The organism is Marinomonas epiphytica, assembly GCF_054780655.1.
In genome coordinates, this window is the sequence record NZ_BAAGVX010000026.1 from 227,942 (window position 1) to 249,615 (window position 21,674).

The 21,674-nt window shown below is 43.8% G+C and carries 18 protein-coding genes; 12 read left to right on the top strand and 6 right to left on the bottom strand.

The features are described 5' to 3' along the window. Positions 1-12: 12 nt before the first annotated feature. The 6 genes from infB (at position 13) to ACYVGZ_RS06185 (ending at position 7,271) form a co-directional block, all read left to right on the top strand. Positions 13-2,565 (top strand): translation initiation factor IF-2, encoded by a 2,553-nt coding sequence (infB, locus tag ACYVGZ_RS06160; RefSeq protein WP_460752699.1) that lies wholly within the window; start codon positions 13-15, stop codon positions 2,563-2,565. Between the two features lie 12 nt (positions 2,566-2,577). Then, positions 2,578-2,967, top strand: coding sequence for a 30S ribosome-binding factor RbfA (gene rbfA, locus ACYVGZ_RS06165; protein ID WP_460752702.1), 390 nt, complete (start codon positions 2,578-2,580; stop codon positions 2,965-2,967). A 3-nt stretch (positions 2,968-2,970) separates the two neighbouring features. Continuing rightward, a complete protein-coding gene (truB, locus tag ACYVGZ_RS06170) occupies positions 2,971-3,903 on the top strand; it encodes a tRNA pseudouridine(55) synthase TruB (protein WP_460752705.1) in 933 nt (310 codons plus the stop codon). 110 nt (positions 3,904-4,013) lie between these two features. Continuing rightward, a complete protein-coding gene (gene rpsO / locus ACYVGZ_RS06175) occupies positions 4,014-4,283 on the top strand; it encodes a 30S ribosomal protein S15 (protein WP_460752707.1) in 270 nt (89 codons plus the stop codon). Positions 4,284-4,444: 161 nt separating this feature from the next. Continuing rightward, positions 4,445-6,553 (top strand): polyribonucleotide nucleotidyltransferase, encoded by a 2,109-nt coding sequence (pnp, locus tag ACYVGZ_RS06180; protein ID WP_460752710.1) that lies wholly within the window; start codon positions 4,445-4,447, stop codon positions 6,551-6,553. A 115-nt stretch (positions 6,554-6,668) separates the two neighbouring features. After that, positions 6,669-7,271 (top strand): LPP20 family lipoprotein, encoded by a 603-nt coding sequence (locus ACYVGZ_RS06185; RefSeq protein ID WP_460752712.1) that lies wholly within the window; start codon positions 6,669-6,671, stop codon positions 7,269-7,271. 32 nt (positions 7,272-7,303) lie between these two features. Here the strand turns inward: ACYVGZ_RS06185 and ACYVGZ_RS06190 are convergent, their stop codons facing one another. Further along, entirely contained in the window at positions 7,304-7,714 is a 411-nt protein-coding gene (locus tag ACYVGZ_RS06190; protein WP_460752715.1) for an acyl-CoA thioesterase, read from the bottom strand. Here ACYVGZ_RS06190 and ACYVGZ_RS06195 point away from each other — a divergent pair. Beyond that, entirely contained in the window at positions 7,713-8,732 is a 1,020-nt protein-coding gene (locus tag ACYVGZ_RS06195) for a DUF3080 family protein (RefSeq protein ID WP_460752717.1), read from the top strand. The two genes, ACYVGZ_RS06190 and ACYVGZ_RS06195, sit on opposite strands and share 2 nt — an antisense overlap. Here the strand turns inward: ACYVGZ_RS06195 and ACYVGZ_RS06200 are convergent. After that, positions 8,722-9,045 (bottom strand): hypothetical protein, encoded by a 324-nt coding sequence (locus tag ACYVGZ_RS06200; protein WP_460752720.1) that lies wholly within the window; start codon positions 9,043-9,045, stop codon positions 8,722-8,724. The genes ACYVGZ_RS06195 and ACYVGZ_RS06200 overlap by 11 nt on opposite strands. A 217-nt stretch (positions 9,046-9,262) precedes the next feature. Between ACYVGZ_RS06200 and ACYVGZ_RS06205 the strand changes: the two genes are divergently transcribed. The 4 genes from ACYVGZ_RS06205 (at position 9,263) to ACYVGZ_RS06220 (ending at position 13,551) form a co-directional block, all read left to right on the top strand. Then, positions 9,263-10,327, top strand: a complete 1,065-nt coding sequence (locus tag ACYVGZ_RS06205; protein ID WP_460752723.1) for a diguanylate cyclase — start codon at positions 9,263-9,265, stop codon at positions 10,325-10,327. A 102-nt stretch (positions 10,328-10,429) separates the two neighbouring features. Next, on the top strand, positions 10,430-11,404 hold the full coding sequence (glk, locus tag ACYVGZ_RS06210; protein ID WP_460752725.1) for a glucokinase: 975 nt from the start codon (positions 10,430-10,432) through the stop codon (positions 11,402-11,404). Between the two features lie 20 nt (positions 11,405-11,424). Continuing rightward, positions 11,425-12,900, top strand: coding sequence for a glucose-6-phosphate dehydrogenase (zwf, locus tag ACYVGZ_RS06215; RefSeq protein ID WP_460752728.1), 1,476 nt, complete (start codon positions 11,425-11,427; stop codon positions 12,898-12,900). A 24-nt stretch (positions 12,901-12,924) separates the two neighbouring features. Beyond that, positions 12,925-13,551, top strand: coding sequence for a bifunctional 4-hydroxy-2-oxoglutarate aldolase/2-dehydro-3-deoxy-phosphogluconate aldolase (locus ACYVGZ_RS06220; protein ID WP_460752732.1), 627 nt, complete (start codon positions 12,925-12,927; stop codon positions 13,549-13,551). Positions 13,552-13,613: 62 nt separating this feature from the next. Here ACYVGZ_RS06220 and ACYVGZ_RS06225 read toward each other — a convergent pair whose 3' ends face one another. Beyond that, positions 13,614-15,020 (bottom strand): PhoH family protein, encoded by a 1,407-nt coding sequence (locus ACYVGZ_RS06225; protein ID WP_460752735.1) that lies wholly within the window; start codon positions 15,018-15,020, stop codon positions 13,614-13,616. A 340-nt stretch (positions 15,021-15,360) separates the two neighbouring features. Next, the gene (locus ACYVGZ_RS06230) at positions 15,361-16,890 is read right to left on the bottom strand and encodes a GtrA domain-containing protein (protein ID WP_460752738.1); all 1,530 of its coding nucleotides are present in this window, start codon (positions 16,888-16,890) and stop codon (positions 15,361-15,363) included. Between the two features lie 161 nt (positions 16,891-17,051). Here ACYVGZ_RS06230 and ACYVGZ_RS06235 point away from each other — a divergent pair, with 161 nt between their 5' ends. Further along, complete coding sequence (locus ACYVGZ_RS06235) at positions 17,052-18,071, top strand: phosphotransferase (RefSeq protein ID WP_460752741.1); 1,020 nt, start codon at positions 17,052-17,054, stop codon at positions 18,069-18,071. Here ACYVGZ_RS06235 and hrpB read toward each other — a convergent pair. Beyond that, the gene (gene hrpB, locus ACYVGZ_RS06240; RefSeq protein WP_460752745.1) at positions 18,060-20,591 is read right to left on the bottom strand and encodes an ATP-dependent helicase HrpB; all 2,532 of its coding nucleotides are present in this window, start codon (positions 20,589-20,591) and stop codon (positions 18,060-18,062) included. The two genes, ACYVGZ_RS06235 and hrpB, sit on opposite strands and share 12 nt — an antisense overlap. Positions 20,592-20,665: 74 nt before the next feature. Then, complete coding sequence (locus ACYVGZ_RS06245) at positions 20,666-21,592, bottom strand: helix-turn-helix domain-containing protein (protein WP_460752748.1); 927 nt, start codon at positions 21,590-21,592, stop codon at positions 20,666-20,668. Positions 21,593-21,674: the final 82 nt, after the last annotated feature.

Sequence of the window (21,674 nt, forward strand, 5' to 3'; positions counted from 1 at the left end):
AGGGGGAACTTAATGACAGTTCAAACCGTAAAGATACTATCCGAATTAGTAAATACACCAGTAGAGAAGCTACTGACTCAGATGAAAGAAGCTGGCCTTCCTCATAAGAGTGAAGACCAAGAGGTCTCTGATACAGAAAAACAAGTTTTGTTGAATCATCTTAAGCGTCAACACGGTGAAGATGAGCAAGATGGTAAACGAATCACTTTACAGCGTAAGAAAACCAGTACATTATCTCGCGGAGATGGTGGCAAATCGGTAAATGTTGCTGTTAAAAAGAAGCGTACCTACGTTAAGCGTGACGATTCAGACGATGCTAAGCAAGAAGAGCTGCTAGCGGCGAAACGTCAAGCAGAAGAACAAGCGCGTTTGGCTGCTGAAGAGCAAGCTCGAATAGACGCTGAGCGTAAACGTGAAGAAGAAGCAGCGAAAGCGAAAGCAGAAGCTGAAGAGAAAGCACGTCAAGAAGCTGAACAAAAAGCAGCCTCCGCTGAAGTGAAAAAAGAACCAGAGCAAAAAGTGGCTGATACAGGAGTTACTAATCCCGTGGAATCACCAAAGCAAGCAAAACCTACGAAGAAGAACTTTTCAGCACCTGCTGACAATAAGCCGCATAGCCCGAAAGGTAAAAAAGGCTCTCGTCAGCAAGATGGTGATGCAAAACCACGTGGTCGTAATTCTGATAACAAACGTGGCCGTATCAATGTCAGTGGCGATGAAGAGTTCTCTCGCCGCGGTGGTAAATTAGGTCGTAAGGCGAAGAAAGCCGCACCTAAACAAGAGCATGGTTTCCAAAAACCAACGGCTAAAATTGTTCACGAAGTCGCTTTGCCAGAAAGTATCACAGTAGCTGACTTAGCTGAAAAAATGACCGTAAAAGGGGCTGAAGTTGTTAAGGTTATGTTTGGTATGGGCGCAATGGCGACCATCAATCAGACGATTGACCGTGATACAGCGACCTTGGTTGTTGAGGAAATGGGGCACAAAGTTAAGTACATTGACGAAAATGCTGTTGAAAACGACATCATTGAAGCGATTGACTACGAAGGTGACGAGATTAAACGTGCGCCAGTGGTTACTGTAATGGGCCACGTTGACCATGGTAAAACCTCATTGCTTGACTACATTCGTACGACTCGTGTTGCAGCAGGCGAATCAGGTGGTATTACCCAGCACATTGGTGCCTATCACGTAGAAACGCCTCACGGTATGGTTAGCTTCTTAGATACACCTGGACACGCTGCCTTTACTTCTATGCGTGCTCGTGGTGCTAAAGCAACGGATATCGTTATTCTTGTTTGTGCTGCTGATGATGGGGTTATGCCACAAACTATTGAAGCGATTCAGCATGCTCGCGCAGCAGAAGTGCCTATGGTTGTTGCTATTACTAAGGTAGATAAAGAAGCCGCTGACCTAGATCGTGTTAAAAACGAATTGGTAGCGCAGGAAGTTGTGCCTGAAGAATGGGGCGGTGACGTTCAGTTTGTGGGTGTTTCAGCGAAATCTGGTGAAGGTATCGACGAGCTACTAGAAGCAATTCTATTGCAAGCTGAAGTACTGGAGTTGAATGCGGTTCCTAGCGCACCTGCTAAAGGTGTTGTTGTTGAAGCACGTCTTGACCGAGGTCGTGGTTCAGTGGCTACCTTATTGGTTCAAAACGGTACCCTGAAAAAAGGCGACATCGTTTTGGCGGGTCTACAAATGGGTCGTGTACGTGCCTTGCTGGACGAGAACGGAAAATCTATTAAGAGCGCTGGACCTTCTATTCCCGCAGAAATTCTTGGCTTAGATGGTACACCTGAAGCAGGTGAAGAATTCATCGTAGTAGCCGACGAACGTAAAGCTCGTGAGGTAGCGAACTTCCGTCAAGGTAAATACCGTGAAGTACGTTTTGCTCGCCAACACTCAGCTAAGCTTGAAAACCTATTCTCAGAAATGGGTAAAGATGAAGTTCGCACTCTTAATGTCGTATTAAAGGCAGACGTGCGTGGTTCTTTGGAAGCCTTGATCAAGTCTCTAACTGACCTGAATACAGATGAAGTTCAAGTTAACATCGTATCGAGTGGCGTAGGTGGTATTACAGAGACTGACGCAACGCTTGCGTTAGCTTCAGAAGCTGTTATTTTCGGCTTTAACGTACGTGCTGATAGCTCTGCTAAGCAGTTCATTGAACGTGAAAGTGTTGATCTGCGTTACTACAGCGTTATCTACAACATCATTGATGATGTGAAATCTGCCTTGTCTGGTATGTTGACACCTGATTTACGTGAAGAAATTCAAGGTACAGCAGAAGTACGTGATATCTTCCGTTCACCTAAGTTTGGCTTGATTGCTGGCTGTATGGTGATCGAGGGTACGGTATACCGTAATAAGCAGATCCGTGTTCTACGTGATGACATTGTTATCTACGAAGGTGAACTTGAATCCTTGCGTCGCTTTAAAGATGCAGTGAATGAAGTTAGCAAGGGCATGGAATGTGGTATCGGTGTGAAGAACTACACTGACGTTAAAGTAGGCGACAAGATCGAAGTTTTCGAGACCATTGAAGTTGCTCGTTCGCTTTAATAGGAAATAGATATGCCAAGCGATTTTAGTCGAACTAGTCGAATTGGTGACCAGCTCCAAAAGGAGCTGGCCAAACTTATCCAATTCGAAGTAAAAGACCCAAGACTTGGGTTAGTTACAATCAATGAAGTGCGTGTTGCCAAGGATCTTGGTTACGCAGACATTTACTACACTGTGCTTGGGAAAGACGATCAACCAGAAGTGCTTGCTGCTAACCAAAAAGCGTTAGACAGTGCAAAAGCGTTTTTGCGTCGCCGTTTATCTCAAGAAGTGAAGTTAAGAGTTATGCCGTCACTACGATTCCATTACGATCAAAGTGTCGTTAATGGTACGCGTATGTCTGCTTTGATTGATGAAGCCATTCGTGGAGATCAGTCTAAGCAAACTCAAGAAGGTGAATAATAGGTGGCAGTAGGTAAAACAAAGTGGCGACCTATTGATGGTATTGTTCTGCTTAATAAGCCGATTGGACTTAGTTCCAATCAGGTTTTACAGCGAGTCCGTCGCTTGTATAGAGCGGCTAAAGCAGGCCACACTGGCGCTTTAGACCCTTTAGCGACGGGCATGTTGCCATTATGTCTAGGTGAAGCGACCAAGTTCTCACAGTATCTGCTTGATGCCGATAAACGGTACTTAACCTGTATTCAGTTGGGTGTTCGCACTACGACTGGTGATCAAGAAGGCGAAGTACTCACAACCCAAGCCATCCCTGAACTAACGGACTCTGAGTTAGAGCAAGTATTGAATCGTTTTCGGGGTGATATCGAACAAATTCCTCCTATGTATTCCGCGCTAAAACATGAAGGTAAGCCGTTGTATGAATATGCAAGGCAAGGCATAGTGATTGAGCGAAAACGCCGCCAAGTGACGATTTCTGATTTAACACTGGTTGAGCGAACGGCGGACAGCATTACCCTTGATATACGTTGTTCTAAGGGCACCTATATTCGTACTATCGGGGAAGATATTGGGGAAAAGCTGGGTTGCGGAGCGCACCTGAAAACGCTACATCGTATTTCCACCGCGGGTTACGATCCTCAGGATATGTTGACGTTAGAAGAGTTTGAAGCGCTTGCTGAGCTAGGTGAAGCGGAACTCGACCAAAAGCTCATGCCTATGGACAGCGCTGTAGAACACCTTCCGAAAGTGTTCTTGGACGCAGCATCAGCAAAGGATATGATGTTTGGGCGAACGGTACCGAATACCCAACCTGAACTCACTCAAGGCTTGGTTCGTTTATACGATTCAAGTAACATGCGCTTTCTTGGTTTAGGTGACGTGAAACAGTCGAATATTAAGCCTCAAAGATTAATAAATACCAGTGAGTTTGCCGCATAATTTGCAGTGAGTTCTGCAAAAAAAAGTGTTAAACTTGCTGGCCTAGGGTAACTGAAAATATGCTCGGCTATCCTTGACCCTTAATAGCATATTATTTGGAGATAAAGATTATGGCATTGTCTGCAGAATCAAAAGCAGCGTTGGTTAAAGAGTTTCAAGTAGCGGAAGGCGACACTGGTTCTCCTGAAGTTCAAGTAGCATTGTTGACTAAGAACATCGAAGGTCTACAAGGTCACTTTAAATCTCATATCCATGACCACCATTCTCGTCGCGGTCTAATTCGCATGGTAAACCAACGTCGTAAGCTGTTGGACTACCTTAAGCGTAAAGACGCAGCACGTTACACTAGCTTGATCAAAAAGCTAGGTCTACGTCGCTAAGACTGAAGAGGGGCCATATTAGAAGTATGGCCCTTTTTTTATTGGCTTCCCAAGGAGCAGCCTGTACTTCATATGAGTTTTTACAAGAGAATTTATATGAGTACTGGCTTAAAAAGATGGCCTTTGGGAAAAAAGTAATTTTATAAATAAAAGGAATACGTGTGAGTATTACGACTAAAACTTTCCAGTTTGGTAACGATACAGTTACTCTTGAAACTGGTCGCATTGCGCGCCAAGCAACAGGCGCTGTGCTATGTACCATTGGTGATGCGCAAGTATTAGCCACTGTGGTTGGCGCTAAATCAGCTAAACCTGGTCAAGACTTTTTCCCACTGTCTGTTCATTACCAAGAGCGTGCTTACGCAGTTGGTAAAATTCCTGGCGGTTTCTTAAAGCGTGAAGGGCGTCCTTCAGAGAAAGAAACATTAACTTCTCGTCTAATCGACCGTCCAATTCGTCCTTTGTTCCCAAATGGTTTCATGAACGAAGTTCAGGTTGTTTGTACGGTAATGTCTACCAACACTGACTTGGATGCAGACATCGCTGCCATGATTGCGACTTCTGCAGCACTAACGATTTCTGGTATCCCATTTAACGGTCCAATTGGTGCCGCTCGTGTTGGCTTTAATGACGAAAATGGCTACCTATTGAACCCATCTTACTCTGAGCTAGATGGCTCATTGCTAGACATGGTGGTTGCAGGTACGAAAGATGCCGTATTAATGGTTGAGTCTGAAGCTCAAGAATTGACTGAAGACGAAATGCTAGGTGCCGTTCTATTCGCGCACAAAGAAATGCAAGCAGCAATCAGTGCCATCAACGAGTTCGCTGCAGAAACAGGTAAGCCTCGTTGGGAATGGGAAGCAGAAGCGGCTAATACTGCTCTAATCGAAGCTGTTGAAACTGGCTATGCTGCGCAAATTGAAGAAGCATATGGCATTAGTGAAAAAATGGCGCGTTACGCTAAGCTTGGTGAAGTTCGTGATGCTGCCGTTGCCGCTCTAGTTACAGAAGAAGGCGAATTTAGCGAAGCAGACGTAACTGGCGTTTTCTCTAAATTAGAAAAACGTACCGTTCGTCGCCGTGTGATTGAAGGCCAGCCTCGTATCGATGGTCGTGATAATAAAACTGTTCGTCCAATCAACGTAGAAGTGGGCGTGTTGAGCAAAACTCACGGTTCTTCTTTGTTTACTCGTGGTGAAACGCAAGCCATTGCAACTTGTACTCTAGGTACAAGCCGTGATGCTCAAATGACAGATGGACTGACTGGCGAAAGCAAAGACAGCTTCATGTTGCATTACAACTTCCCTCCATACTCTGTTGGTGAGTGTGGTCGCATGGGCGGTGTGGGTCGTCGTGAAATCGGTCACGGTCGTTTGGCTCGTCGTGGTGTTCAGGCGGTATTGCCTTCTGAAGAAGAATTCCCTTACACCATTCGTGTGGTGTCTGAGATCACTGAATCTAACGGTTCAAGCTCTATGGCTTCTGTGTGTGGTGCCTCTTTGTCTATGATGGACGCTGGTGTACCTCTGAAAGCTCCTGTAGCTGGTATTGCAATGGGCTTAATCAAAGAAGACGATGGTTTTGCGGTATTAACAGATATCTTGGGTGACGAAGATCACCTTGGCGATATGGACTTTAAAGTTGCGGGTACTGAAGAAGGTATCACAGCACTGCAAATGGACATCAAAATCGAAGGTATCAATGAAGAAATCATGGACATCGCTCTAAGCCAAGCAATGGATGCCCGTAAGCACATTCTTCGTGAAATGGCTGAAGTGATTGGTTACGCTCGTCCTGAAGTGTCTCCAAATGCGCCATCTATGGCGACAATTAAGATTGACCCAGAGAAGATTCGTGATGTTATCGGTAAAGGCGGCGCAACTATCCGCTCTATTACCGAAGAAACAGGTGCTTCTATTGATCTTGATGATGACGGTCTTGTACGTATTTATGCGGCAGACAAAGCGTCTTCAGATGCTGCATTATTAAAAATTCATGAGATCACTGCAGAAGCAGAAGTAGACAAACTTTATAAAGGTAAAGTGGTACGTTTGGCAGAGTTTGGTGCTTTCGTTAATATCCTACCTGGCAAAGATGGCCTAGTTCACATTTCACAAATTGCTGAAGAGAGAATTCGTGCGGTAGCTGACTTCCTTTCTGAAGGTCAAGAAGTGGTCGTTAAAGTGCTAGACGTTGATGCGCGTGGCCGTATCAAACTATCTATGAAAGATGTTACTGAAGAAGACAAAGCGTCTTTTACTGAGTAATATCCAACATTAAGTAAAGACTTGAAAAGGGGGCTATTGTTAGCGCCCTTTTTTTTGTTTAATAACTAAGTAGAAAGTGAAACGAGTGGATAGCTCATTGAAAGAGGGAAATAGCATGAAATTGAAGCTTGCAAGCGTTGTTGTAGCGGGTCTAGCATTAGCTGCATGTAGTAAAGAAGTCATTGATACACCTGCCCCACAGCCTGCGGCTGTTCCAGAGTGTGTCTTTGCGGATGGCTCTAATCAACCTGCTCCTTTGTGGGTATGTGGTGCTCCGGTTGAGGGGGTCGAGCTTTCAGCGGTTGGCTACAGCGAGAAGTCAGCAGCCGGGCCTAATTATATGAAACAAATGGCAGCGACAGCGGCACGTGTTGAATTAGCGCAAGTGCTGAGTGTTGATCTGCAAAATATGGTTAAACAATACGTGGAAACAACCGGTGCAGGTGATGCTGAAACCGTTGATCGTGTAAATAGCGTGGTAACCAAACAGATTACTGACCAAACCTTGATTGGCTCAAAAGTGATTCGTCAGATCCCTACTCCTAGTGGTGGATTAGTTGTATTGGTTGGTCTGAACCCTGAGCAAGCAGGTCAAGTTGCGCAAGATATTTTACGCACATCAATGAAAAATGAAGCGGCCGTATTCCAGAAGCTACAAGCTGAAAAGAGCTTTGATGAACTGGCTGCGGAAATAGCGCTAAGCCGCTCTAATGGTTAATGTCGCTTAATATTCATTTGTAGCTGGTTTGATTAAGCAGGCCCGTTCTCATCAAAAATGGGAATGGGCTTTCTATTTTGATCAACGGCAACAAAGTTGAAATGCCCAGTGACGCCTTTAATACGTACATCGCTGTCTAGTTGCTCTAAGAAAATTGACACCTCAACTTTGAGGGAGGTGCGTCCCACATGAACGACTTTTGCAACTAATTCGACTAAGATTCCCGAAGGAATGGGGCGAGTAAAATCGACTTGCTCAGTTGAAATAGTGACCATTGTTTTACGCGAAAAACGTGTCGCAGCAATATAGGCAACTTCATCCATCCATTGCAAAGCAATCCCACCAAACAAGGTATCATAGTGATTGGTTGTGGATGGGAATACCATTTTTGCTACGCGGGTTTCTGATAGTTTTTTTCTTTTTTCAAAGAGTTGCTCAGTCATGAATTATTGCCTTAAAGCTCAGTCTTATTTAGTTGGCATTATTATACTATTGGTATTGGTAGGATGTGATAACCGATTTGTTGCGAAAGAGCATCTAGACCACTATTTCACGAACTTAAAGCGCTCTCAGTTTATTGATCTTTCCCAACCCCCAGCTTTAGATTGGCAGATCTATCCAGCCTTAAGAAATCGCTTACTTAATATGTCTGAGTTTGATATCAGTCTGCTTGATTTCTTATCCCTACAACGGTGTGATGTAGGTTATCTTGCAGGTAAAAGAAACAGCGTGTTGGGTCGAGTTATGACTCATAGCCAACGCTTTTTATATGAAGTAAATATTGTCAGAGCAATTGAGAGCTGTGAGATTCATGATGATGATTTGGCTGCAGAACTGTCAAATGTCGCTCAAGCAAAACGAGCCGAATTATCCAAAGCGCTGGCTAATGCCCTGTTCAATGACCAAGACAGTAGTGGCTTTTTTAGCCTCTCAAATGGCCTTATTCCTATGAGCCACTCAACGGCTCATGACGGTGAGCTCCTTGCAGCACTGCAACGCTTAGTTGTTATTGCGCAAAAACTCGACCAACTACCCTTAATCGAGAGTGAACAGTTTGAAGAGGATTTAAAAACCTTGTCTGATAGTGAATACTTTGGTCGCATGTTGATGAGTTTAATGCATTTAGAAAGTTATTTGCTGGCCGTGTCTCAGAGTTTAGCGATACAAGACCATACCTTATGTGGGCCGCCATTAAGCTTTTTAAGGACAGTATTTAAAGACCAGTACATCGATTTGCTTCAGCCTTATATGGCCAGGTTGAATAGCAGTGCCTATGAAGTTTTGCCACTCTTTAATCAGCTTATGAATACTTTGCCGCCTTTGCCAAAAGCCTTATCTGATTATGTGAGTTTATTAAGCTTTACTGAGCCAAATGGGGGCTGGAAAAGATATCAGCGGGCTTCCCAAGCTCATGCTCAAGCTTGGAGTAGGTTATTTAGTCTTTGTAAGGTTAAACCCTAGTATTGATCTGGTGTTCTAGCGTTTCGATAACATCAAGCTGGTAAGCTGGGCCACTGGCTAATGGTTCTTCTCCTAGTGCTTTAATTAGGGCAATATTGGCTGTAGGGTTGTTAGCAATGCTGTGGGAGAATTGAGTCGGACGCACAACAGCATGTGGCTCATGTTGAACAAAGGTATCCTCAGCTTCTAGTGTTGCTGGCCCCGGTTGGTTGAATAGGCTCATAAATAAAGCAAACTGAGCGTTACCATTAACAGGCTGGCCTGGCTGGCTTCTCTGAGTGAGCTGAGTTTCAACAACGCCGCGAATATTCATGTTAACCCTAGTGAGATTCAAGTAATAATCTTAACGGCACGTAGCTAAAATTCTAAAGTTAAAAGTGAAAAAGACAAAAATAACCCAGTTATTATTAACTAAAGATGGCTCATATTGCTTAAGCATCGTACTATAATGCATTATAGATCAATCGTTTCGTATGGTTTGGGTTACTTATGAGGAAGGCGAGACTAATAAGTCCGTTGAAACATGATGCATGCATAATATCGATGAACTGATAGACAATGTTAGGCGCAATGAACAAATTGCGCTTAAGTTTTTTGAAATAGAAAGATGTATTCTTTCTATTGGGCGTTGTGATCAATTTGTTTCGACCTTAACCAAAGAGGTTCAAAAGCAGTTTAATGTACCTTATGTTTGGGTAAATTTAATCAACGAAGCGCCACTCTCGCATTTGGCGGAAAGCCTCGAAAAAATGCCCGATTTACGTGATCGTGTCTTGTTTACTCAGCGTAGGCACATGATTGATATTATCAAATCAGGCAATAAGACGATTCTTGTTAACTCAGATTTAGAGCGCTGCCGAGAGATTATACCTGATACCTATCGAAGCATTATCTCATCTGTTGCTATATCCCCACTGACGATGGATGGCGAATTAGTGGGCTTCTTTTGTCAAGCCGATGCAGACAGTAGCCGTTATGATGCTGCTACCAAAGATACGTTTTTACTGGATCAATTGGCCATTAAAATTTCCATTTGCTTAAGTAATGTTTCAGCACGAGAAAAGCTTGAATATCTTGCTACCCGTGATCCTCTAACAGGTTTGTTGAATCGTAGACAATTAGAGTTGATGTTAGACCGGGAATTCCTGCGCTCTAAGAATCAGGGTAGAGATTTGACAGCGGTCTTTATAGACTGTGATGCCTTTAAGTCAATTAATGATACTTTGGGGCATAATTGCGGTGATGAAGTGTTAGAATACATTGCAAAGCGGTTACTCAAATATGTTCATAGACAAGGGCTAGCATTTCGCTTTGCCGGGGATGAATTTGTTTTTGTTATGCCGGGAAAAAGTTACGACCAAGCTATTCATGTGGCTGAGTCCATCCAGGAGTACTTGCAGTCGAATCCTCTCAGGTATAAGTCAAATTTAGTGCCTATTACGATCAGTTATGGTGGCGCGAGCATGTCTGGAGACGCCCCGAGCAATTATAAGCAATTGCTTAAAGTTGCAGATGAACGACTGTATGAATATAAAAACAACCGTAAAAGATCTGTACCCACTAAGGTGTTCAAGTTTTTGAATAAGTTAAGATAGTTTGTAATTTTATTACAAAATAATTGAGATTTATCCTGTGTATTGGTGTTTTTTGTGTTGTTTTTGTTGTAAAATTTCAAAAAAATCTTTGAGGATAGATCCATGTCCCACGCGTTGATCGCTGATTTGGGCGGCACAAATGCACGTTTTGCATTGGTTCCGATTCATCAGTTTACGCCCGAAGCGGTAAAAGTATTTCCTTGTGAAAACTATTCGAGTTTTTTTGATGCGGTGGAAGCTTACATCGAGTCAAGTGAAGTGGATATGGCGAATATAGATGCCGTCGTGCTCGCTATCGCAGGGCCGGTTAACCAAGAGGTGATCCGTTTTTCAAACAACCCTTGGTCTTTTACCCGTGAGCAAGTTCAAACCTTCTTTGGCGAGTCTAAGAGCGTCGCACTATTAAACGACTATGATGCGTTAGGTCATGCTTTACAAGTTATTCCTGACAGCGAATTGGTCGCCATTGGGGATACACAACATCTAGACAAAGCTCAACCTGCATGGGTACTTGGTCCTGGTACAGGGCTTGGTGTCTCCTGTGTTATTCCAAAATTTGATGGGCCGAATTACATTTTACCGGGTGAAGGAGGTCATGTTGATCTGAGTGCCTGCACTCCGGTAGAAGATGCCATACTCAGTTTCTTACGTAAGCGTCATCATAGAGTGTCAGCAGAGCGTGTTCTATCCGGCATGGGCTTAGAAAACATTTATGAGGCCTTAGTGTGGCAAGAAGGAAAGCAAGCCCGTTTAACGGCACCGGAAATAGGGAAAGCAGTGAAAGCGGGGAATGACCCCATTGCCAAGGCGGCGTTAGAGCAATTTTTTGTCTTTCTTGGTCGTGTTGTAGGAGATCTTGCTCTTACCGTAGAAGCGCGTGGTGGAGTGTACATTACCGGTGGTATTGTTCCTCGATATGTAAATGAAATATTAGCTAGTGGCTTTCGAGAAGCGATGCAAGATAAAGGTCGTATGAAAGCGTATGTTACCCCTATTCCGACTTTTGTAGTGATGTCTGAATACCCAGGGCTGATGGGATGTGCTTGTTATGCTTCCCATCTAGTGTCAAAAGCCTAGATTTAGTTGGAGATAAGATAATGAAGGCCAGTTTAAAAGCCTGTGATGTAGTAATATTTGGTGGTGGTGGTGACCTTGCAATGCGTAAGTTGTTGCCCGCTTTGTACCACCTAGATATGGATGGTTTACTTGCTCCTAGCACCCGTATTATTGGTGCCTCTCGTCGTGAAGTAAGTGCAGAAGACTACCAAGCCAAAATTCGTACCGCGTTAGATGAGTTTGTCCCATCTAGTGTTGGGGATGAAGTAACCTGGCCAAGATTCAAAGAGCGCCTAAGCTATATTTCTGTTGATGCTCAACAAGAAAGTGACTTTAAACGCTTAAATGAAAATAATGTTGGTGGTGATGATCGCGACGTTGTTTTCTATCTTGCTACCTCGCCTGATCTATTTGGTTCAATTTGTTCTTCTTTAGCAAATTGTAATTTGAACCAAGAACGTATGCGTGTGGTGCTTGAAAAACCCCTGGGCCGTGACCTAGCTTCTTCTCGCGCTATCAATAATGAAGTAATGAAGAACTTCAGCGAGAAACAAGTATTTCGTATTGACCACTACCTAGGTAAGGAAACAGTACAAAACTTATTGGCTATTCGCTTTGGTAACACCTTGTTTGAACCACTATGGTCTAGCGCGCACATTGATAACGTGCAGATCACCGTCGCTGAGACCGTTGGTGTAGAAGGGCGCTGGGGTTACTACGATAAAGCTGGCGCCATGCGCGATATGGTTCAAAACCACTTAGTTCAGTTGCTATGTTTGGTCGCAATGGAACCACCAGGTCGTATGGACGCAGATTCAGTGCGTGACGAAAAAATTAAAGTGCTGAAAGCATTGCGCCCCATCCTAGGTGCTAATGCGTATACCAAAACAGTACGAGGCCAATACGCTCAAGGTCAGATTAAAGGTAAGGGTGTTGTCGGCTATTTTGACGAAGAAGGCAGTAATCCAGAGTCTCGTACGGAAACATTTGTAGCTTTGCGAGCAGACATAGATAACTGGCGCTGGGCTGGCGTACCATTTTATTTACGTACAGGTAAACGTTTAGGTCAACGTTACTCTGAAATTGTAATACAATATAAAGCGGTGCCACATAGTATCTTCAGTGACGAAAGTCATCGTCAATTGCAGCGTAATCAGCTGATTATTCGCTTGCAACCAGAAGAGAAGATCTCGTTAACGGTCATGAATAAGGTACCAGGCGCAAGTGAAGGTATGAACTTACAACCTGTTGACTTGAACTTAAGTCTGACAGAGGCCTTCCAAAATAAACGTAGCCCAGAAGCGTATGAGCGTCTATTGCTTGATGTAATGCGCGATGATGCGACCTTATTTATGCGTTATGACGAAGTAGAAGCCGCTTGGAAGTGGGTGGATGGCATTATGGACGCTTGGAATCAAACTAGCGAGCGTCCAAAAGAGTATGCTTCCGGCTCATGGGGACCAGCAGCTTCTATGGCACTGCCAATTAAAGATGGCCGTAACTGGCACGACTATTAAGTTCGAATAAAAAAGGATACTAGGATGAGTACATCTTATACTGCGGAACAAGTGATGACAGCGACCCCGGTTGTTCCTGTTATTGTTGTTGATAATGCTGAACAAGCCGTTGCTTTGGGGAAAGCTTTAGTAGCAGGCGGTGTGCCTGTACTAGAAGTGACTATGCGCACACCTGCTGCACTTGAAGCCATTACAGCGCTTCGTAAAGAAGTTCCTGAAGCCATTGTGGGTGCGGGTACAGTATGTTCGCGTGAGCAATACATTCAAGCTGTAGAGGCTGGATCTCAGTTTATCATTAGTCCTGGCATGACCGCTGATTTGCTCGCCGTGGGTAAAGAGTACGACATTCCTTATTTGCCTGCAGTCGCAACCATTTCTGATATTCTTTTAGGAATGGAGTATGGCTACGATCACTTCAAATTCTTCCCAGCGGAAGTGAATGGCGGCGTGAAAGCGCTTAAAGCATTCGGTGGCCCATTGTCACAAATTCGTTTCTGCCCAACTGGTGGTATTGGTGCAGGCAACTTCCGTGAATACCTAGCCTTACCAAATGTGTTGTGTGTAGGCGGTTCTTGGATTGTTCCTGTTGATCTGGTTCAGGCAGGTAAATGGGACGAAATTACTGAGTTGGCGAAATCCGTTTCTCAGTAAGCTGTCTTAATAGTGTTTAAAAAGGGAAGACTTGGTCTTCCCTTTTTTGTTTGTGCTGTTCCTTATAAATTTTCTTCAGCAAATTCAGCAAGTCGGCTACGTTCAATGCCATTTACATGCATGATGCTCGCATATTTAAAAGATTTACATTTTTCAACCAGATAGGTTAACCCAGAGGTTAATGGGGTAATGTACTTGTTATCTATCTGAGCAAGGTTGCCTAACACAATGATTTTTGAATTGCTGCCTATGCGGGTCACAATGGATTTTAGTTGAAATTGAGTTAAACCTTGAGCTTCGTCAACAATGATCAAGGCATTGTTGAAAGAGCGGCCCCGCATGAAATTTAATGATTTAAACTGGATGTTAGCCTTTTGCTTTACATAGTCGATACTACTAAAGGCATGTTCATCGGCACCATGCAGAATTTCTAGGTTATCGTCAAAAGCTGCCAGCCAAGGGGCCATTTTTTCTTCTTCTGTGCCAGGTAGAAAACCAATGTCTTCGGCCATAGGTGGAGTGGATCGAGCCACAATGATTTTGTTAAAACGTTTCTCTTCCATCGTGACTTGCAGGCCATAAGCTAAGGCAAGTAAGGTTTTACCTGAGCCTGCCGGACCTGTCATTATCATGAGATCAGAGTTGTCGTGACGAAGTAAATAAAACGCCATAGCTTGTTCTAAGTTCCTAGGGTTAATTCCCCAGAAACTTTGGTGCATTAGGTTTTGTTTATTAATATCAATTAAGTATACAAACTCTTTGTCCATGTTAACGACAAATCCGACAAAGTCTTCTTCATCAATAATGAACATATTTAAATACAGTGTAGGTAGGTTTGTTTTTGCAATGACGTGAACCGTATGGCGACCATGGCTTTCCGTTTTTACACTATCAACACGGCTCCAAAAACTGCCATCGAATTGGATGTAGCCCTTGCTCATTAAGTCTAGGTCATCTAGAACTCGGTCTTTCTTATAATCTTCCACTCGCTCAAGACCCGAGCCTTTGGCCTTGATACGCATATTAATATCTTTGGTGACCAAGCACACAGAAGAACGTGGGTTGGTAGCCTGTAAGCTCAGCCCCACATTAATAATACGGTTGTCATTAGCGTGATCATGGTTACCGTTTAAGAATGGAATGTTGTCTGTATTACTGATCATTTGATCTGGGTAAATGGCTAAAGAACCTTCGCCCATTATTTCCTCAGCGTCTTCGTTCGAGTCAGCAAGGATCCGAATAGGGACCCCAGATTGTAATGCTTTCGGCGAAGCATCTCCGACAATCTTATCGATTGTATTGATAGCCAAGCGAGCTTCTCTGCTCACATCTTTGTCGCGTCTGTCTTTAATAACATCGAGCTCTTCAAGAACGGTCATTGGGATAACGACTTTATGCTCGGCGAAAGCGTAGATGGCCAAAGGATCATGTAACAGAACATTGGTATCGAGAACGTAAATTTTTTCCATAAACTTCACTCCTGTAATAGGTAACAAGATTTAGGTTGAGAGAGATTTAGCGATCTGAGCAAATGGTGATTAGAGATTAAAGGAGAGGGTAGAGCGATGCTGCGTAGCGTGAGCTGAATATATTCCTGCAATCGTAGAGATGCATGAGCAGGGGTAGTATGTAAAAAATAAAATAGTGTATTCAGAAGCACTGCCTCACATTCTTTATTCATACTCTATTGAGAGTGTATGACAAATTTGTTGCTAGCGCTGTAGAAATTTAATTATTTTTTAAAATGGAAAATAAACGTTAGAACAAGCATTTACCTATAGGAATAGGTAAATGCTGTTATTAAGTGAGTTAAGCTACGGAGTGAAGAGGTTCACCAGAGTCTTGTTGTTGGGTATTAGCTGGTGGCGGTGTGTTATCTTCAGACTTAGCATAAACACGTTGCATATATAGCCCTGCAATTGCTAAGAATACACCGGTAACGGCACTAATAAAGGCCAATGAAGAAAACCATACTAAAGCGACAAAACCAACGGTCGATTTGGGTACCTCAATCGCTTGTTCTTTGTCAGCAACGTAAGCGGCAAGGCGATAAATTTGGTTAGAGTTTACTAGGCGGTTAATTTCATGGCGAATCTGAGTTTGTTCTTGGTTTAGCTGGAAAATAGCCTCATCAAGCTGTCTCACTTCCTGTTGAATGACTTCATATTCTGAAAGTTGTTTGTTGCGCTCATTTAGAGCAATGTTAATGGTATTAACTCGAGTCGACTCAGCCTGCGCTGCAATTCGATCAAAACTGGCTCGGACGGCATTTTTCTTTTCTTCATTGCCAGTGGCTTCCGATGCGATTTGGTTTTCTAAATAAGTAATTCGAGCACGGCCAATATCAATACGGCTTTGATAAGTACGCCCTAGAACCTGTAGCTGGTTTTGAAGCTGTTGTTCAGTTTCAGTTTGTTTTTGCAGTGCTTCTTGGCCACCGGTACGGTCAGACACATCGTAAAGTCGAGCTTCTTTCTCGGCAACTAACTGACGGTATTTCTTTTCCACTTGCGAGCGGGTAAAAAAGCCAGCATCGGCTACTTCTCTTTCCATTTCTGCTTTTAAGTCATCTAACTCTTTTTGCAGTTGTTCGCGTTCACTTTGAGAATTCGATACGTAGCTATTCAGAAGACCACGTAAACGCGCTTGAAGCTCATTACGGTCTCTGTCCCAAGCGTCATATATGTCGCGCTCTTTGCGAGTTAACTCGGAGATTTCAGCTTGATACTCTTGTATTTTTTCATTTTCTGAGTCAAGTTGAGCAATTTGCTGGGCAATATGACTGCGTTGGCGATCGAGGGTTTGGTAATAGTTGCTGTTAGCAACCCCTGAAGACTGTTGATAGTTACTGTCTACTTCTTCTGGGTCAATCACGTTAATTTCCGTTTTTCGGTTTTCTAAATCATCAATTTTTCCTTGAATGAGAAGTGCTTCATTCTTTCTTTCATCTATGGTGATGTTGAGACCAGAAAAGTTGCGCTCGAAGCCGTTTAGCATGGTTTCAAAAGTAATGGAGGCTAGCAATACCAAGCCAATAAAAAATAACAAGCGCCAAGAAAAGTGCTTGGCATACATCATGGCGGTAGCCACAGGAATTTTAGCGGCCTCTACCACAGCAACGAGAACGAAAGGTAAAGCGGCCACTAAAATGCTGCTGTAATCACCAAAACTCATGTGGTTATCTGTACGATTGAGTTCTGCATACACAGAATAAGAAACGATAATAGAGATAAGAAAACCAATAGAGACGGCTAGAATTTCAACAACCCAAGCGAATTTAACTAAGTTGACGCCAATATTAAAGAGTTTTTCATTAGAAAGACGGTTATTACTAGCCATGTTTTTGGTTATCCTGCACCTTAAGAAGACAAAGCGGATATTAAATCATGACTTGATGAGGATTACATACCGCAAATGGTTATTAGCAAATATTATGAGAGATTTTATGTGTGTTTTTGTAAATTTTCGTTGTTATTCAAAGGAAATGAGTGGTTAGTGTTATGACTCCAGAAATTTGTATCAAGCGCCAATTGAATGCTTGCCAGCTTATACGTAAAGAAAGAATACAGAGTCTATGGAGTGGCTATGGTGAAATAGTGCGTTATCACTATAAAGAGCGAGAAGAGGATTTTTACTATAACAGCATTGTCGTTAAATTAGGGCAGTTTCCTGAGACACCCTCTCACCCAAGAGGTTGGAATTCAGAACATGCCCAGCAGCGCAAAATACGTTCTTACCAAGTTGAGCAGGCAGCATATGAAAACTGGTTTACGGACCCTGCAAATAATTTCAAAGTGGCGAAATGTTTAGGTAGTTACCGAGACGAGGCACAGAGGATCAGCCTATTGATTTTGGAAGATCTCGACCAGTCAGGGTACAGCAGCCGTTATCAGACGCTTGATAACGAGCATAGGCAGCGACAGTTAGAGGCATGTATTGTTTGGTTAGCACGATTTCATAGTCGTTTTATTCAAGATACTCCGCAGTCTAGTTGGCCATTAGGTCTATGGTCAGAGGGGACTTATTGGCACTTGAGTACTCGTATGGATGAATGGCAGGTAATGGCAGAGGGCCCGTTGAAAAACGGCGCACATCGCCTCAGTGAGCAACTGGCCCAAAGCCGTTTCAAATGTTTAGTTCATGGGGATGCGAAGGTGGCAAACTTTTGTTTGTCTGAAGACGGCAAAAATGCCGCAGCGGTGGACTTTCAATACATAGGGGCGGGCGTGGGAGTACAGGATTTAGCGTATTTGCTTGGCAGTGCGCTTACCGAAGACGTGCTCAGTATAGAACTCGACTATTTACTTGAGTTTTATTTTGATGAGTTGGCTCAAGCCTTGTTAGCGCAAGGAGAAAGCCAGGCATTGGCTCAGCAGGTTGTAAATGAGTGGCAGGGTTTGTTTTACATCGCTTGGGCGGATTTTCATCGTTTCATTTTAGGCTGGAGCCCCAACCACCATAAAAATACCCAATTAAGTCAACGTTTGGCTGAGAAAGGGCTTCAAACTTTAAGACCTTAGGGCGCGGTTAGTTTTTGCTGTCGCAAGGGCACTAAGAGGGTCATCTGGCCAAGGGTGCTTCACGTACCGTCCGCGCATTTCCTTTTTGATACTTGGGTAGGTTTCCTGCCAAAAAAAAGGCAAATCCCGAGTGATGGCTAAAGGTCGTTGGGCTGGAGACAGCAACTCTAAAGACACGTTTTGTCCCAAAATTTGCGGTGTTTGAGTCATACCGAAAACCTCTTGGAGTTTCACACTGAGTACAGGAGGCTCTTTTTGGTAATCCACTTTATGTTGGTGTCCAGAAGCTACCGCTAACCGCTCTGGGATAAATTGTTGGAGCCTACTCTGTAATTCCCAACTTAAACTGTTTAGTAAAATGCTGTACATATCGAGCTTATCAAGAGCGGCTTGGGTAGTAACCTTGCTTAAATAAGGCGCGAGCCAGTCTTCCAATTGGCGCAAAAGCTCTGTATGACTCCAATCCGGCCAGTGATTAGAGTCAAATTTTTGAGCAAAGCCTACTCTGGCGATTAACTGTTTGCTGTGATCGTCCCAAGGTAAGCAGTTGAGCCCTTGTTGTCGTATATGCTCAATAACGGTTTGGCTTATTTGGGCCTCATTAAGTTTTTTAGTTGGCTTTTGCGCAATGCATAGTTTCCCTATAAAGCTCTGCTCAAGGCTGATTAAGCGAGCTTGTTCTTTTGACCAAAGCACTCGGTTTTGTTGTGTAATTAAATGACCAAGGTATTCTTTTATTAGCCCCATATCTAGGGCTTGCGCTAAATGAATACGGTCTTCTTGCTGGCCTTTAAAACCGCTGATTTGCGGAGCGACTAAGTACTCATATTGCGCATTTGGGTCACCATTATTTAGGGTGGCAATACGTCCATTGGCAAGTTTATAGCGTACTTTTTCTGGTGACCCACTCGGATCTAGGCGTTTTGCGATTCGATCACTATAGGCCGCTGCTAGAAGTATCCCTAAGGTGGCATGTTTTGACGGCGGATCCAGCACTGGCTCAATGGCAAGATTTTCAACACGAGTTAGCCATTGTTGGGCGGACTTTTCATAGAGAAATTTAGGGCGAGCTGTCTCTTTGTTTTGCGAACCTGCTAGCCAGTTAAGTCGTTGTTCCATTGAACTGTCTGAATGGCGTAACGGATCACCTTCTGAAAGCAGAGCACAGGTTTGGCTTGCCAAGGCGGCTTGTCCAAAGCTTTTTCCTATAATCATTAGTTTGGCGAGCCTTGGGTCTAAATTCAGTTTGGTCATCTGTTCACCTTGTCTTGTAAGGGCAAGGTCTGCAGGTTGCAAAGCATTGAGAGCACGAAGCAAATCTACGGCTTGCTCAAAATGGGCAAATGGGGGCGGGGTAACCCAATTAAGCTCTAATCTATCCTGTACGCCCCATTGGGCGAGGTTGAGAACAAGGTGGCTTAAATCAACACATTCGATCTGAGGTTGGGCTTGTTGAGCTAATAACTGTTGTGCGTTCTCACTCCACCAACGATAACAGATACCAGCCTGCGTACGACCCGCTCGGCCCATTCTTTGTGTGGTTTCAGCTTGGGTTGCTTTGCGAGTAACCAGCCTAGTTGTGGCTGTCTTCGCATCAAACTGGGCTTCTCTGCTAAGTCCGCTATCAATCACAACGCGGATACCATCGATGGTTAAACTGGTTTGGGCTATTGCCGTGGCTAGAACGACCTTTCTTTCATTAGGCGCGGCTGGGCGAATAACTTGCTCTTGCTCTTTCAAACTTAGCTCGCCGTATAGTGGAAGAATGTGTATGGCGTCTTGCCCGTTAAGCTGGTCTGTAAGTTGTTGCTGGACATAACGTATTTCTTTTTGTCCAGGTAAGAAGACCAAAATGCTACCACTTTGTTCATGAAGAGCCCGACGCGTTAATGCAATTACTTCGTTTACCACATCGGCTGTTTTTAAGGTTTTGTTGCTATAAATGAGTTCTACAGGGTGGCTTCTACCGTCACTCTTTAGATGGGTACAAGCAAGCTTTTGTGATAGCTCTTGAGTGTCTAATGTGGCTGACATGATGAGAAGCTTTAAAGGGGTCTCGTCGCGGTATAACTCCCGAGCTTGTAAACACAGGGCAAGTGCTAAATCAGAGTGTAGGTTTCTTTCATGAAATTCATCGAAAATAACCAGTGCTACGTCCTCAAGGCTTGGATCGTCTTGTAGCATGCGCGTTAAAACCCCTTCGGTCACCACTAGGATCTTAGTTTCCTTGCTTTCTTTGTTTTCATGGCGAATGCGAAAACCCACCTGTTGACCGAGGGGTTCTCCTAGGTTGTCTGCGAGTCTTTGAGCAGCGCTTTTGGCGGCTAAGCGGCGAGGCTCTAATACAATAATTTTACGACCTTTTAGCCAGTCTTCTCCTAATAACGCTAACGGAATAGCGGTTGTTTTACCTGCCCCAGGGGCCGCTTCTAATAAAGCTTCATCATAACGCCTTAATTGCATGAGAAGGTCAGGAATGAGGGACGTGATAGGCAGTGAGCTAAGAGAATCAGCAGACATAGGACAACTTACTTTAATAAATAAAGTAAATCATACCTTGTTTTAAACGCATATTTTAGTGAACCGTAAGACTTTCAGTGGGCACTGGAGTGCTGTTGTAAAACTTGCTTTGGTGGCATGCCAAAATGTTGATGAAAGCGGCGACTAAAATGGCTCAAACTTTGATAGCCTAGCTCATAACAAACGCGGGTTACGGTTTGCTGTTGCTGCAGTAACTGATATGCCTTTGCCATTCGACGTTGGTGTTGATACTCCAAAGGGGTACAACCAACAACACGCTTAAAGTGTTCGTAGAAAGCACTGCGACTTAGACACGCCATTTTAGCAAGTTGGTACACATCGAGGGGGCGGGAAAGATTGTGCTCTATCCAGTGGATGACACTGCTTAGTCCGTTATGATCAGGTGTCTTTTGGCTCAATTCAATTAATGCATTACGCCCGTGGTATCTCAGTATTCGAGTTACCAATTCGTTCACGCCAAAGTCGACTAATAAATCTCGATCTGGATCATCCTGAATAAAGTGGCTGGTCAGCCTGTCTAATACTTGTTGAGTGGCTTGACTGTGTATCGTGTGCAATGGCTTGTTCGGGTCTAGGTCGGTATGAGATGGTGACGAAGTACTCATTACATCGTTCATACGATCACAAATTTGCATGATTCTTTCATTTGAAATAGAGATGGTTAAACAGGTGGTGGGCTTAGACAGCTGCGCTTCAGGAAAATCAATAAAGACCTCTTCATTAGGAGCCAGTACAAAAGACTCGTGAGGCATAAAAGGAAGGCTTTCATCTTGTGCTGTATGCATGGTTTTCGCGCCAGATACCATGCCGCAGTAGAGCAAAGAGTCTGCTTTTAAGCTGACCTTTTCGGCTTGCTCATAGGTATCATAAATACTTAATTCGGCATCAGGGCCGGCAAAGGCGACTCGATTTTCAATGAGCTGCACAGGAGAGCGTTTACATGACTGTAAAAGGCTTTCCATAGACGCAAGGCGACTCATAAACACCCCCTATTATTGTTGTATGGTGTGGCGAAAACTTGATCAGTCATCATGGCTTGAGAATGGCCTTAGGTCAATATCT